General features: G+C 58.9%; 9 protein-coding genes. 4 read left to right on the plus strand and 5 right to left on the minus strand.

Annotated features, from left to right (window positions below):
- The first annotated feature begins 165 nt into the window (after positions 1-165).
- Positions 166-2229 carry an autotransporter outer membrane beta-barrel domain-containing protein gene (locus HU762_RS03815; protein WP_186633194.1) on the plus strand — a complete coding sequence of 688 codons (2064 nt, stop codon included), beginning with the start codon at positions 166-168 and terminating at the stop codon, positions 2227-2229.
- A gap of 62 nt (positions 2230-2291) precedes the next feature.
- Here HU762_RS03815 and oadA read toward each other — a convergent pair whose 3' ends face one another.
- Positions 2292-4100 carry a sodium-extruding oxaloacetate decarboxylase subunit alpha gene (gene oadA, locus HU762_RS03820; RefSeq protein ID WP_186633197.1) on the minus strand — a complete coding sequence of 603 codons (1809 nt, stop codon included), beginning with the start codon at positions 4098-4100 and terminating at the stop codon, positions 2292-2294.
- A gap of 12 nt (positions 4101-4112) precedes the next feature.
- The gene (locus HU762_RS03825) at positions 4113-5528 is read right to left on the minus strand and encodes an acetyl-CoA carboxylase biotin carboxylase subunit (RefSeq protein WP_003187105.1); all 1416 of its coding nucleotides are present in this window, start codon (positions 5526-5528) and stop codon (positions 4113-4115) included.
- Between the two features lie 188 nt (positions 5529-5716).
- Here HU762_RS03825 and HU762_RS03830 point away from each other — a divergent pair, with 188 nt between their 5' ends.
- Entirely contained in the window at positions 5717-6679 is a 963-nt protein-coding gene (locus tag HU762_RS03830) for a LysR family transcriptional regulator (RefSeq protein ID WP_186633200.1), read from the plus strand.
- Here the strand turns inward: HU762_RS03830 and HU762_RS03835 are convergent.
- Together HU762_RS03835 and hexR are read right to left on the minus strand one after the other, a co-directional pair.
- The gene (locus HU762_RS03835) at positions 6621-6830 is read right to left on the minus strand and encodes a hypothetical protein (protein ID WP_186633203.1); all 210 of its coding nucleotides are present in this window, start codon (positions 6828-6830) and stop codon (positions 6621-6623) included. The genes HU762_RS03830 and HU762_RS03835 overlap by 59 nt on opposite strands.
- 122 nt (positions 6831-6952) lie before the next feature.
- Complete coding sequence (gene hexR / locus HU762_RS03840; RefSeq protein ID WP_003187110.1) at positions 6953-7819, minus strand: transcriptional regulator HexR; 867 nt, start codon at positions 7817-7819, stop codon at positions 6953-6955.
- Positions 7820-8243: 424 nt separating this feature from the next.
- On the opposite strand from hexR, the gene HU762_RS03845 reads away from it, so the two are divergent.
- Entirely contained in the window at positions 8244-8579 is a 336-nt protein-coding gene (locus HU762_RS03845) for a hypothetical protein (protein WP_186633206.1), read from the plus strand.
- Positions 8580-8654: 75 nt separating this feature from the next.
- Here HU762_RS03845 and HU762_RS03850 read toward each other — a convergent pair whose 3' ends face one another.
- Positions 8655-11525, minus strand: a complete 2871-nt coding sequence (locus HU762_RS03850; RefSeq protein ID WP_186633209.1) for an EAL domain-containing protein — start codon at positions 11523-11525, stop codon at positions 8655-8657.
- 260 nt (positions 11526-11785) lie between these two features.
- Between HU762_RS03850 and uvrD the strand changes: the two genes are divergently transcribed.
- Complete coding sequence (uvrD, locus tag HU762_RS03855) at positions 11786-13969, plus strand: DNA helicase II (RefSeq protein ID WP_186633212.1); 2184 nt, start codon at positions 11786-11788, stop codon at positions 13967-13969.
- Positions 13970-14082: the final 113 nt, after the last annotated feature.

Genomic DNA, 14082 nt, shown 5'->3' on the forward strand with positions numbered 1-14082 from the left:
GGAAAAGCCTATTCTCAAGAATGCCAATGCAGCGATGCGGTGATCGCAACACGAGAAGCCTACAGGCTCCATCGTCATGTCTCGCCAACGGCGAGAAGATGGCTGGCATCGTCTCCTGGATGAAATTTCTAAAGTGCGGACTCATTTCATGAGAGGCCGCACTCGATGCCTACCCAACACGTGTACCTGCCCCACCACCTCGCTCTGGCGATCGCCTTGGCGCTTGGCTGTGCCGAGGTTTCGATGGCTCAGTCAGTTGCCGATCAAGCCCGCTCCGTAGAAACGACCGCCCAGATGCAGGCTCGTCTCAAGGCGTTCGCGACAACGAAGGATACGAAGATCGATAAAGTCATCACAGCCCAAGAAGCAGCCCTGTCGAAAGGCGACGATAACGATCTGGTGATTTTAAAAAGCGGCGGCCAACTCATCGGGATCACTGACGGCGGCGGTGGTATCAATGTCTTGCAGCTGGATAACGCCAAGGGAGGCGAGTCGCCTGAAACACGCAACTTCCAGGATCTGCATGTAAAGCCAGGCGAATGGTCGAACAGCAGGGTTTTCAGCGGAAACAGCCTGATTGATTCCAAGGCTAAATTGATTAATACCGGAGCTATCGGCGGTGCGGTGCACGTTCTTGGCGAGTTCACTAACCAAGGCACGGTGGCCGGACCGGTTTTTGTAGGGAAAAATGCCAAGTTCAGCGGCAACGGGACGGTCGACGCACTGGACGTTGCAGGTTTGATAGAGGTCGGTCCTGAAGTCGGCGCCCCTTCGATTACCAACGATCTCAAGTTTTCCAAAAGCGCGATGCTGGTTTACGGAATCGATGCAGAAAAAGGAAGCGCGACGATAAAGGTTGGCGGTACCGCGACGTTAGGCAATGCGACGTTGAAAATCACGTCATTGCCGGGCGAGTCCGTCGGACAGAGTAAACACGTCGTGATAAAAGCAACCAAAATCGATGGTGAATTTGGGAAGGTCATCAACGAATTGGCCCTCGTGACAGCGACACCTGACTACACCACAGGTGCAGAAGTAGGACTGACCCTTACGCTCAAGGATGTGGCGCCTACGAAAGTCACCGACTCTGAAAATGGCCAAGCGGCTTTAGGCAGTATCCTGAAACAGGTCGAACCAAAGCAGTCAGGCCCCGTCGCCACCGAGCCGCGAACCAGTCAGCCCACATCAAATCCTAACGAACCACCGAAAGTAGCTACCGCCCCCAAACCCAACGCCGCCATCAACGCCCTACTCGGCACCAATATGGCTACAGCCGCCGACGCCATTGACCAGCTGGGCGGTTATGACACGGCGGACCTGGGCAACTCCACTCTCAGCAGCGTCGCACCGATCAGCAGCGGAATGCTTTCCGCCATGGGCCGGAACACCCCGTCGGGCGAATACGACAACGGCCAAGTCTGGATCCAGGCCATCGGCAACAGCGGCAGCCTCGCCAAGCAATTGGGCAGCTTTGCCCTCAAGCATTCGACAAAGGGCCTGATGCTGGGAACCGACTGGGCGATCAGCTCCGATTGGCGCTTGGGCATCATCGGCAGCAAGACCCAGACCCGGCTGGACAGTTATCAGTTCGACGGTGCCCTGGACAGTTGGCTCGCAGGCGCATACGCCTTACGCCAGGACGGGCCGCTGGCGCTGCGTCTGGGCGCTGTCTATGGCAATCATGACGGCAGCACCAATCGCCACGTAGCCTTCAACGGTTTCAGGGATCGTTTGAAAGGCCGCTACGATGCCACTACGCAGCAGGTCTTTGGACAGGTTGGCTACAACTGGGTTTTAGGTCATTTCGATATCGAGCCCTATGCCCAAGTTGGCTATCAACGCTACCAACGCGACGGCTATACCGAAAAAGGCGGGGACGCTGCGTTGCAGTACAACGGCCAGTCACAGCACCACTACAGCAGCGATTTGGGCTTGCGCCTCGTGCGCCCCTTCCTGTTTGATCGCGGCACACGCTTGACGCCGCGCCTGGACATCGGCTGGAAGCACCGCTACGGCGATGTCAGGGGCAGCTCCGATCAACGTCTGGCTGATGGGGGCAGTTCCTACACCATCGAAGGTGTCGAGTTGGACCGAGACAGCCTGCTGTTGCAAGCCGGGCTGGACCTGGCTGTTTCGCCACGTCACACCCTGGGATTGAGCTACAGCGGTGAAACCGGCCAGGACAACCGCAACGGTGCACTCATGGGCCAGTGGAGAATGATGTTCTGACAGGCAAAAAAAGGGGAGCACATGCCCCCCCGAGGTTAAAGCGTTGTATCGAGGCTGTTCTGTCAGCCTTCGATCTCGACCAGGATCTCACCCGGGTTGACCCGGTCGCCCTTGGCCACATGAATGGCGGTGACCTTGCCGGCGATGGCGGCCTGCACTTCGGTTTCCATCTTCATGGCTTCGGTGATCAGCACAGCCTGGCCGGCCTTCACCATGTCGCCCTCCTTGACCAGCACATCGACGATGTTGCCCGGCATGGTGGTGCTGACGTGGCCCGGCGCAGTGGCTTGCTTGCGCTTGCTGCTGCCGCCGCCGACAAATTCATTGAGCGGTTCGAAAACGACTTCTTCCGGCATGCCATCGATGGACAGGTAGAAGTGACGCTTGCCTTCAGCCTTGACGCCCACGCCAGTGATATCCACGCGATAGGTTTCACCGTGAACATCGATGACGAACTCGGTCGGCACACCTTCACCACCCGCGGAGCTCACGCTGCCTGCCTCAGGAATTGGCAGCAGCACTTCCGGGGTCAGGGTGCCGGCATCGCGTTCCTCGAGGAATTTGCGACCGATGTCCGGAAACATCGCATAGGTCAGCACGTCTTCCTCGGATTTGGCCAAGGCGCCGATCTCTCCACGCAGCCGGGTCATTTCCGGCTTGAGCAGGTCGGCGGGACGGACGTCGATCACGTCTTCACTGCCGATGGCCTGGCGACGCAACTTCTCGTTCACCGCGCCCGGGGCCTTGCCGTAGCCACCCTGCAGATAGAGTTTCACTTCGTTGGTGATGGTCTTGTAGCGCTCACCGGCCAACACGTTGAAGAACGCCTGGGTACCCACGATCTGCGAGGTAGGAGTCACCAGCGGCGGGAAGCCGAGGTCTTCACGCACACGCGGGATTTCCGCCAGTACTTCGTTCATGCGGTTCAACGCGCCCTGCTCTTTGAGCTGGTTGGCGAGGTTGGAGATCATGCCGCCCGGCACTTGGTTGACCTGAACGCGGGTATCCACCGCAGTGAACTCGCTTTCGAACTGGTGGTATTTCTTGCGCACAGCGTAGAAATACAGGCCAATTTCCTGCAGCAGTTCCAGGTCCAGGCCGGTGTCGAATTCACTGCCTTTAAGGGCCGCGACCATCGATTCGGTGCCCGGATGGCTGGTGCCCCAGGCGAAGCTGGAGATCGCGGTGTCAATGTGGTCGGCACCGTTTTCGATGGCCTTGAGTTGGCACATCGCGGCCAGGCCGGCGGTATCGTGGGAGTGGATGAACACCGGCAGCGATTGCTCGGCCTTCAGCGCTTTCACCAGCTCGCCAGTGGCGTACGGCGTAAGCAGGCCGGCCATGTCCTTGATCGCCACCGAATCGCAACCCATGGCTTCCATCTGTTTGGCCTGGGCCACGAAAGCTTCAATGGTGTGCACCGGGCTGGTGGTGTAGGCGATGGTGCCCTGAGCATGCTTGCCAGCAGCCTTCACGGCTTCGATGGCAACGCGCAGGTTACGCACGTCGTTCATCGCGTCGAAGATACGGAACACATCGATACCGTTGACCGCAGCCTTGGCGACAAACGCCCTGACCACGTCATCGCTGTAATGACGGTAGCCCAGCAGGTTCTGGCCGCGCAGGAGCATTTGCAAGCGAGTGTTGGGCAGCGCCGCGCGCAGTTGGCGCAGGCGCTCCCATGGATCTTCTTTCAAAAAGCGCACGCACGCGTCAAAGGTTGCGCCGCCCCAGACTTCCAGCGACCAATAGCCGACTTTGTCGAGCTTGTCGCAGATCGGCAGCATGTCTTCGGTGCGCATGCGGGTGGCGAGCAGCGATTGGTGGGCGTCGCGCAGGATTGTGTCGGTTACGTGGATCTTCTTGGACATTGTCATGATTCCTTACAGGCCTGCGTGGGCGGCAATGGCGGCGGCGATGGCCAGGGCCAGCTCTTCGGGTTTGCGCTTGATCGAGTAGTTGGTCAGTTCAGGGTGGCTTTCAACGAAGCTGGTATTGAACTGGCCGCTGCGGAATTCCGGATTGCGCAGGATCTCCTGGTAATACGCGGCGGTGGTCTTGACCCCCTGCAGGCGCATGTCATCCAGGGCTCGCAGGCCACGGTCCATCGCTTCTTCCCAGGTCAATGCCCAGACCACCAGCTTCAGGCACATCGAATCGTAGAACGGCGGAATGGTGTAGCCGGTGTAGATCGCCGTGTCGGTGCGCACGCCCGGGCCGCCCGGAGCGTAATAACGGGTGATCTTGCCGAAGCTGGGCAGGAAATTGTTTTTCGGGTCTTCGGCGTTGATTCGGAACTGCAACGCAAAGCCACGGTGCTGGATGTCTTCTTGCTTGACCGACAGCGGCAGCCCGGAGGCGATGCGGATCTGTTCGCGGACAATGTCGATACCGGTGATTTCTTCAGTGATGGTGTGTTCCACCTGCACTCGGGTGTTCATCTCCATGAAGTACACCTCGCCTTCGGCGAGCAGGAACTCCACGGTGCCGGCATTCTCGTAGCCCACGGCCTTGGCGGCGCGCACCGACAAGTCACCGATGTAGGCGCGCTGCTCGGGCGTCAGCTGCGGGCTCGGGGCGATTTCGATCAGCTTCTGGTTGCGGCGCTGGATCGAGCAGTCCCGTTCGAACAGGTGCACGACGTTGCCGAAACTGTCGCCCAGGATCTGCGCTTCGATGTGCTTGGGATTGACGATGCATTTTTCCAGGAACACTTCCGCCGAACCGAACGCCTTGGTGGCTTCGGAAATCACCCGCGGGAAGGCCTGTTCGAGTTCTTCACGACTGTTGCAACGACGGATGCCACGGCCACCGCCGCCGGACGTGGCCTTGAGCATGACCGGGTAACCAATCCGATCACCTTCGGTCAGCGCCTCTTCGATGCCCGCTACGTTGCCTTCGGTCCCCGGCGTGACCGGCACACCAGCCTTGATCATGCTGCGGCGCGCTTCGGTCTTGTCGCCCATGCGGCGAATGACTTCCGCGGACGGGCCAATGAATTTGATACCACGTTCAGCGCAGATGTCTGCCAGCTCGGCGTTTTCCGAGAGGAAACCATAGCCGGGATGCAACGCATCACAACCGGTTTCCACCGCCAGGTTCACCAGTTTGCGTGGGTTGAGATAACCGGCCAGCGGATCGGCGCCAATGCTGTGGGCCTCGTCCGCACGTTTGACATGCAAGGCGTGGCGGTCGGCGTCGGAATAGACCGCGACCGAGCGGATGCCCATCTCTGCACAGGCGCGGACGATGCGGACGGCAATCTCACCACGGTTGGCGATCAGGATCTTTGTTATCAATTGGAGGTTCCCTTGAGCCGGTGATACCCACGGCCCGAGGTTCAGGCCGATGCGTGACCAGATGTAACAATTGGTCGCAGCTCCACACTAGTCCGGGGCGTCGATTAACAAAAATGAATAATTATTGGGTCGTGCATAAGCAAAGACTTATAGTTGCGTTATCCGCCCCACACCAAAGAGTCTAGAAAATGCGTAAGTCATTGATGCGTATGACATTGCGTCAACTGCAAATTTTCAACGAGGTGTGCGATCTGAGGTCCTACAGCCGTGCGGCCGACGAAATGTCTCTCACACAACCGGCCGTTAGCCTACAGATTCGATCTTTGGAAGAGCTGATTGGCCAGCCGTTATTCGAATATGTCGGCAAAAAACTCTACATGACCGAGGCCGCCGAAGCCCTGCAACGTGCCAGCCGTGACATTTTCGGGCGCCTGGAAAACCTCGACATGCAGCTCTCGGACATGCAGGGTTCGCTGCAGGGCCAATTGAAGCTTGCGGTGGAATCCAGCGCCAAGTATTTCGTCCCGCACCTGTTCGCTGCGTTCAAGCGCCAGCATCCCGAGGTGAACCTGAACCTCACGGTGGTCAATCGCGGTCAAGTCATCCGGCGGCTCTCGGACAACCGTGACGACTTGGTGATCATGTCCATGGTGCCTCAGGACATGGGGCTGGAATTCCTGCCGTTCCTCAACAATCCAATCGTCGCCGTGGCGCCGCCCGACCATCCGCTGTGCCATATGGGCTCATTGCGATTGCAGGATCTGGAGCCCTACACCCTGCTGTTGCGCGAACCAGGGTCCGGCACGCGGCTGGCCTGCGAGGAATACTTCAAGGAGAAACGGGTGCATTTCACCCAGACGCTGGAAGTGGCGTCGGCGGAGGCCCAGCGCGAATGCGTGGTAGCCGGGCTGGGCGTGGCGCTGTTGACACGCCACGCCGTAAGCCGGGAACTATCGTCCGGCGCGCTCATTGAGTTGCCGGTGGAGGAATTGCCGCTGTACCGCAGCTGGTGCCTGGTGCAGGCCAGGGCGAAGCGCTTGTCACCCGTCGCGCATGCCTTCCTGGCGTTCGTACGCGGCGAGCGCGCTCAGATCATCGCCCTGGTTGAACGTTTCGACGGGAAGCCGCCGGTGTTGCCTGCCAGTAATTGAACTCTGCAGCGTCAGGAAATTCGCTGATCTGTGCCAGAAGCTGGCGCTGTTCATAGCGGTCTTCGATGGCACGACGGAACGCCATGCGGCGCTGGTCTTCCTGCTGTCGACGGGTTTTGACGGCGCTGCGTTCTTCGTAGGACTGGGTCATGTCGAGACTCCCAAGACGTATACGGGAGCTTCAAGATGACGGCGCGGGATGACGATTTGGCGGCGCGAGGGTTACAGAACGATGAATTTGCGCAGATGAACCCGAGGCTCCAGGATCTGCGCTCAGTCGTCCAGCGCCTTCACCGACTTGGGCGACAATCGCAAGCTGCGAAGGCTTCGCTTCACACTCTTCAGATGATTGACCAGGCTCGGCCCACGCGCCATGGCCACGCCCATTGCCAATACATCGATAACCACCAGATGGGCGATGCGCGAGGTCAATGGTGTATAGATTTCGGTGTCTTCATGCACATCGATCGCCAGGTTCACCGTCGACAGCTCAGCCAATGGAGTCTGGCTCGGGCACAGGGTGATCAACGAGGCGCCGCTTTCGCGAACCAGATTCGCGGTAATCAACAGATCCTTGGAACGCCCCGATTGGGAAATACAGATCGCCACATCGGTGGGTTTCAACGTGACCGCTGACATCGCCTGCATGTGCGGGTCGGAATACGCCGCTGCGGTGAGCAACAAACGGAAGAACTTGTGCTGTGCATCGGCGGCCACCGCACCGGAAGCGCCAAAACCGTAGAACTCGACACGCTGGGCCTGGGACATGGCCGTCACGGCTTTTTGCAACGCCACCGGGTCGAGCTTCTCGCGAACCTCCATCAACGTGTGCAGGGTCGTGTCGAAGATCTTCAGGCTGTAGTCGGCGACCGAGTCGTCTTCATGGATGGCAAACTGGCCGAAGCTCGCACCAGCCGCCAGGCTCTGCGCCAACTTGAGTTTCAGATCCTGGAAACCCGAACAACCGATGGCCCGGCAAAAACGCACGATGGTCGGTTCGCTGATACCGACGCTATGGGCAAGATCAGCCATGGAACTGTGCATCACGGCCGCCGGATCAAGCAGTACGTGATCAGCGACTTTCAGCTCCGACTTGCGCAGCAGGTGGCGTGATTGGGCGATGTGTTGCAACAGGTTCAAGGGGCTGGACTCTTGTTATGGGCGGGTGCCGGGATGTAGCAAGCTTGTAGTTATACTACAAGAATTGGCCTTTTGCCTGTCCAATACGTAACTGGATTGTCTCGCGGCCCCTTGTTTTGGCAGAGGATCGTCAGATGTAGCAGCTTGTGCGGTAGCACAACCGCCAGCGCTGCAAACCTGCGGGGTTCAGGCGCAACCTGAGCCTTCAACTTCGAAAAGACCATTTCTTTAATGGCTGGCTACTGGGTAGCTATCTAGAAGTCCGCACCCGGGCTAATAAGCCAGCAACTCCAGGGCATTCTTTTACATGCTCTAAGCAACAACTTCTCGTTACAACCTAAACCTTAATCGCTCACCCACACCCAGATCAAACTGTATATATTGATTCCCGCAGGACGCAATCAACTTAATTACAGGAGTTACTATGAATACTAAACCTACTAAACCTACTATTAATACTAAAAATTGGACCGCACAAATTGATCGCATGCCAGGCGCTGCGTCGTTCCGTACCTGCGGCACCGTAACCGTGCCACATGCCGGCGTTATCCCGACGCTGAAACGAAGCGAACAGCAGGACAAGTCCTTTAATTTGAATCTGGACTTAAGTCTGGAAGGCTCCGGCGAAACCTCGCTGCAAGTTGTAACAGACAAGCACGTCGAATACAAAGAACTGGGTGCATCCAACGTCACTGGCGTCAACATCTATTTCGACAACGTACTAGTGAAGCACATCGATAAAATTCTGATTACCGACTAAGCAATTACCCGTACATAACTTCCCGCCAGACGATTCCTTCGTCCGGCGGGAAGTTACCGTCATGATTAACTTAACTCAAACCAAGTGTTGCGCTCGTAACAACCCAGCCAACCCCTCGGCTTCCACGGGGCGGCTGATCAGATACCCTTGCACTTCATCGCAGCGCTCACTTCTCAAGAAGTCGAGCTGCTCCTGCCGCTCTACGCCTTCGGCGACTACCTTGAGCGACAACCCATGGGCCATTGCAATGATCGCTCGTGTAATCGCCGCGTCTTCTCCACCCTCCCCTAGCCCACGAATGAAGGCTTGGTCGATCTTCACGTAATCCACCGGAATGCGCTTGAGATAGCTCAGGGATGAATAGCCAGTACCAAAATCGTCGATCGCCAGCTTGACCCCAAGGTCGCGCAGCTGCTGGAAGGTGGCAATGATGTGTTCGACGCTGTCGAGCAACTGGCTCTCGGTCAACTCCAACTCCAGGTGCTGGGGCTCCAGGCCGGTTTCTTCCAGCACTTGCCGCACCAGGCTGACAAGCTTTCCCTGGCGCAATTGGTGCACCGACAGATTGACCGACATCCTGATCGGCGCAAGCCCTTGGCGCTGCCATTCGCATGCCTGCCAACAGGCCTGGCGCAACACGAACTCACCAATCGACCCGATTAGCCCGGTCTCTTCAGCCAAGCCAATGAAATCTCCCGGTGGGACTTGACCCATGGTTGGATGGTCCCAGCGCACCAACGCCTCGGCGCCGTTCAGGCGACCAGTCGCCAGGCACAGCTTGGGCTGATAGAAGACCTTCAGCTGTTTTTCTTCGAGAGCCTTGCGCAACTGGTTTTCCAGTTGCAGCCGCTCCAGCGTGCTGGCCTGCAAACTATCGGTGTAAAACTGAAAGTTATTACCACCCAGATGCTTGGCATGTTGCATGGCTATGTTTGCCTGGCTGACCAGTGTGGAAACTTCCCGCGCATTGTCAGGCAACAGGCTGATGCCGATGGATGCGCTGATCACCAGCTCGTGGCCATCGACGGTCAGCGGCACGCGCAGCTTGGCCGCCAGCCGGGTCGCCACCCGGGCGAGACTCGAAAGGTTGCCATAGGCGTCGAACAGTACCGCGAACTCGTCGCCGGACAATCGGGCGATGGTGTCGGCTTCGGGCAATGCATTGATCAAGCGCCGGGCCATTTTCTGCAGTAATTGGTCGGCGATGTCATGACCAAGGCTGTCGTTGAGCAGCTTGAAACGGTCCAGGTTGATATGCAGCAACGCCAGGCTCCGCCGCCCGCCCTGGCGCACTCGCTGGTGGGCTTCGTTCAGACGCTCGCGGAACAGCGAGCGGTTCGCCAACCCGGTCAGCTCATCGTAATGGGTGAGATAACGCATCCGCTCTTCGGACTCGCGTCGAGCCGAAAGATCAGCGAAGAAGCCCACTATATGGCTGACATTTCCCCGAAGGTCTCGCACAACGTTCAATTGCAGCCACTGCGGGTAGAGCTCGCCGTTGGCGCGCGCTTCCACCAGTTCGCCTTGCCAAGTGCCGTGCTGCTTCAAGGCCTGGCGGATGATCGGATAGTGCCGGCGCGCGTCGCGACTGCACGGCAAATCAACCACATTGCAACCCAGCATGTCGGCGATATTGAAGCCCGTCACCCGCGTGAACGCCTGATTGGCCGCAAGCAACGCGTAGTTGGGGTCGAAAATCACGATACCTTCACTGGCGGCCTCGAATACCGTGGCCGCCAGTTGCCGCTGTTGTTCAAGCTCTTTGCTGGCGCTGATGTTTCGCCGGGTGCCGACCATGCGCAGCACCCGACCACTCGCGCTGCGCTCCACCGCCCGGCCGCGATCTTCGATCCAGACCCAATGACCGTCCCCATGGCGCACTCGGTATTCGATCTGATAATCCTCGCTGCGCCCTTTGAGATGCTCGATCAGGGCGCGCTTGAGCGCCGGGAGATCCTGAGGATGCAGGCGCGGAGTGAGGTGACTGAGCATGGCAGTAATGTATTCGGGCTCCAGGCCAAACAGCTCCTTGAGTTGGGTGTGATGGACTTCATCGGTCTGCAGGTTCCAATCCCACAACCCCAGCTCGCTTGCCTTTAGGGCCAGCGCCAGACGCGCTTCACTTTTACTCAGGGCTTGGCTGGCCGCCTCCAGCTCAAGGCTGCGCTGCTCGACCCGCGCCTCCAGCCCAACCTGCGCCGTACGCAGCTGGGCCTCGGCGGAACGGCGTTGTTCGACTTCCCTGCCCAACGCCTCGTTAAGCTGCGAACTGCGGGCCTGCGTCTGCTGCAGATGCTCGATCAGTGCCTGATTCTGGAACCGTCGCAACATTCCATTTCGTATCACTCGGTTGACCTGCCAGGCCACCACGCTGAGCGCCACCAGCACAATCAGCCCGAGCCAACCCCATCCGCGCTGATGCTCATCACCACCCCAGAAAAGATAACCGATGGCCGGTAGCAGACAGGGCAGCGTAAAGGATAGAAATGCCGGAAGGCTCACGGCATAAGCGACGCTGGCCGAGAGGGTGGCTGCGCCGATCAGCCCAAACACCCATGCCTGTTGCTGAAAGCTGTCGGCCGGCACCAGGGCAATGCCGGCAGCCGCCAACGTCAGACCGGTCATGGCTGAGCCCAACAAAAACATACGCAACCAGACCGGGTGCGCCTGGCGGCTGGGCATCGCCGAATCAAAAGCGGCCACCTGAATCACCCGCAGCGCCACCAGTGACAGCAGCCAGACCAGCCACACACTCACCAGGAAATAACGCGACGGCTCCCACAACAGCGCGGCGCAGACCAGCCCGTTGATCAGCATGAAGAGGGTGGGCAGCAGCGAGCCCTGATACAACAACCTTGTGCGTTCGACCGCCATTTCCGTGGCGTACTGCTTGCAGATGATCCGCGGATCCACACAAGGGCCCGCCAGATCGGAATTGAAGGTCATAGGTGATGTTCTTGTTCTTATTCAAGGATGCATGGTGCATCCGAAACGAGCCCCGAGCATACACAAGCCAAAGGGCATCCCACACTGCTCTCGCTCATAAAAATGCCGAAAAAACTGCCATTTCATTGAGTGCCAGTCGCGTCAAGCCCGACCCGCAAAGGCTTGTAGGCGCTGACCAGCCGGTCATCACCAAACGGTCTTTTATCGGCTGATGCGAAGCTCGGTTTGCCCGGGGTGACGCCGCACCCTAGAATGCTTCGATGCGCGATGATCTCTCCCTTCTGTTGAACTCCCTAAACGATGCCCAACGCCAGGCAGTTGCTGCCTCCGTGGGCCGTCAATTGGTCCTGGCCGGTGCCGGCTCCGGCAAGACCCGAGTGCTGGTGCACCGTATCGCCTGGTTGATCCAGGTCGAGAACGCCTCGCCCCATTCGATTCTGTCAGTGACTTTTACCAACAAGGCCGCTGCCGAAATGCGTCATCGCATCGAACAGTTGATGGGCCTCAATCCGGCTGGCATGTGGGTCGGTACGTTCCATGGCCTGGCGCACCGCCTGTTGCGTGCCCATTGGCAGGAGGCCGGCCTGAGCCAGACCTTCCAGATCCTCGACAGCGACGATCAGCAGCGGTTGGTCAAGCGCGTCATCCGCGAACTGGGCCTGGACGAACAACGCTGGCCCGCCCGTCAGGCCCAGTGGTTCATCAACGGCCAGAAAGACGAAGGCCTGCGCCCGCAACACATCCAGGCCAGTGGCGACTTGTTCCTGGCGACCATGCGCAGCATCTACGAAGCCTACGAAGCAGCATGCCAACGTGCCGGGGTCATCGACTTTTCGGAGCTGCTGCTGCGGGCGCTGGACCTGTGGCGCGACCATCCGGGCCTGCTGGCGCACTATCAGAAACGCTTCCGGCATGTCCTGGTGGACGAATTCCAGGACACCAACGCCGTTCAGTACGCTTGGCTGCGCCTGCTTGCCAAGGGCGGCGACAGCCTGATGGTCGTAGGCGACGACGACCAGTCGATCTACGGCTGGCGCGGTGCCAAAATCGAAAATATTCATCAGTATTCGGCGGACTTTCCGGACGCCGAAGTCATCCGCCTGGAACAGAACTACCGCTCCACCGCCGGTATCCTCAAGGCCGCCAACGCTCTCATCGCCAACAATACCGGCCGCCTGGGCAAAGAGCTGTGGACTGACGGCAGCGAAGGCGAGGCGATCAATCTCTACGCCGCATTCAATGAACACGATGAAGCCCGCTATGTAGTGGAAACCATCGAAAGCGCGTTGAAGACCGGCCTGGCCCGCAGCGATATCGCCATCCTGTATCGCTCCAACGCGCAGTCGCGGGTCTTGGAAGAAGCCTTGTTGCGCGAACGGATCCCATACCGGATCTACGGTGGCCAACGCTTCTTCGAGCGCGCGGAGATCAAGAACGCCATGGCCTACCTGCGCCTGATCGAAGGGCGCGGCAACGATGCCGCCCTGGAGCGGGTGATCAACGTGCCAACGCGGGGCATTGGCGAGAAAACCGTCGAAGCGATTCGCGACCATGCCCGCCACAGCCATGTGTCGATGTGGGAAGCCATGCGCCAGTTAGTCGACAACAAAGGCGTAACCGGCCGCGCAGCCGGGGCGCTGAAGGCGTTTATCGATCTGATAGAAGACCTGGCTGCCAAATGCGCCGAAATGCCCCTGCACTTGATGACCCAGACCGTCATCGAGCAGTCTGGCCTGATTGCCTACCACGAAGCGGAAAAGGGCGAGAAAGGCCAGGCCCGGGTGGAAAACCTTGAGGAACTGGTCAGCGCTGCGCGCAACTTCGAAACCACGGACGAAGATGGGGACTTGTCCCCCTTGTCAGCGTTCCTGGGGCATGCGTCCCTGGAGGCCGGCGACACCCAGGCCGATGAGCACGAGGACAGCATCCAATTGATGACACTCCACAGCGCCAAGGGCTTGGAGTTCCCGTACGTATTCCTGGTGGGCATGGAGGAAGGCTTGTTTCCTCACAAGATGAGTCTGGAAGAACCGGGCCGCCTGGAAGAAGAGCGGCGCCTGGCCTACGTCGGCATCACCCGGGCCATGCAGAACCTGGTGCTGACTTATGCTGAAACCCGTCGTTTGTATGGCAGCGAGACCTACAACAAGGTGTCTCGTTTCGTACGCGAAGTGCCGAAGGGTCTCATCCAGGAAGTGCGACTTTCCAACAGCGTCAGCCGTCCGTTCGGCGGCAGCCAGCAGCAAGGCACCAGCAGCCTGTTTGGCGGCAGCGATATACCGGAAACCGGCTTCAGCCTCGGCCAGGCTGTGCGTCACTCGGTATTTGGCGACGGCGTGATCCTCAATTTCGAAGGCGCTGGAGCCCAGGCTCGGGTCCAGGTCAACTTCAGCGAAGGCAGCAAATGGCTGATGCTGGGGTATGCCAAGCTGGAAGCAATCTAAGATTCGCAGGACCCTATGGGAGCGAAGGCTCGCCCCCATAGGTGATCCACTGAGCTTTCCGATAGAACTTGTTTACCTTTCCTACAGCCCAAAGCGAACAAGCCTTCTTGCGC

The sequence above is a fragment of the Pseudomonas sp. SWRI92 genome, assembly GCF_014268685.1.
GTDB lineage: Bacteria > Pseudomonadota > Gammaproteobacteria > Pseudomonadales > Pseudomonadaceae > Aquipseudomonas > Aquipseudomonas marvdashtae.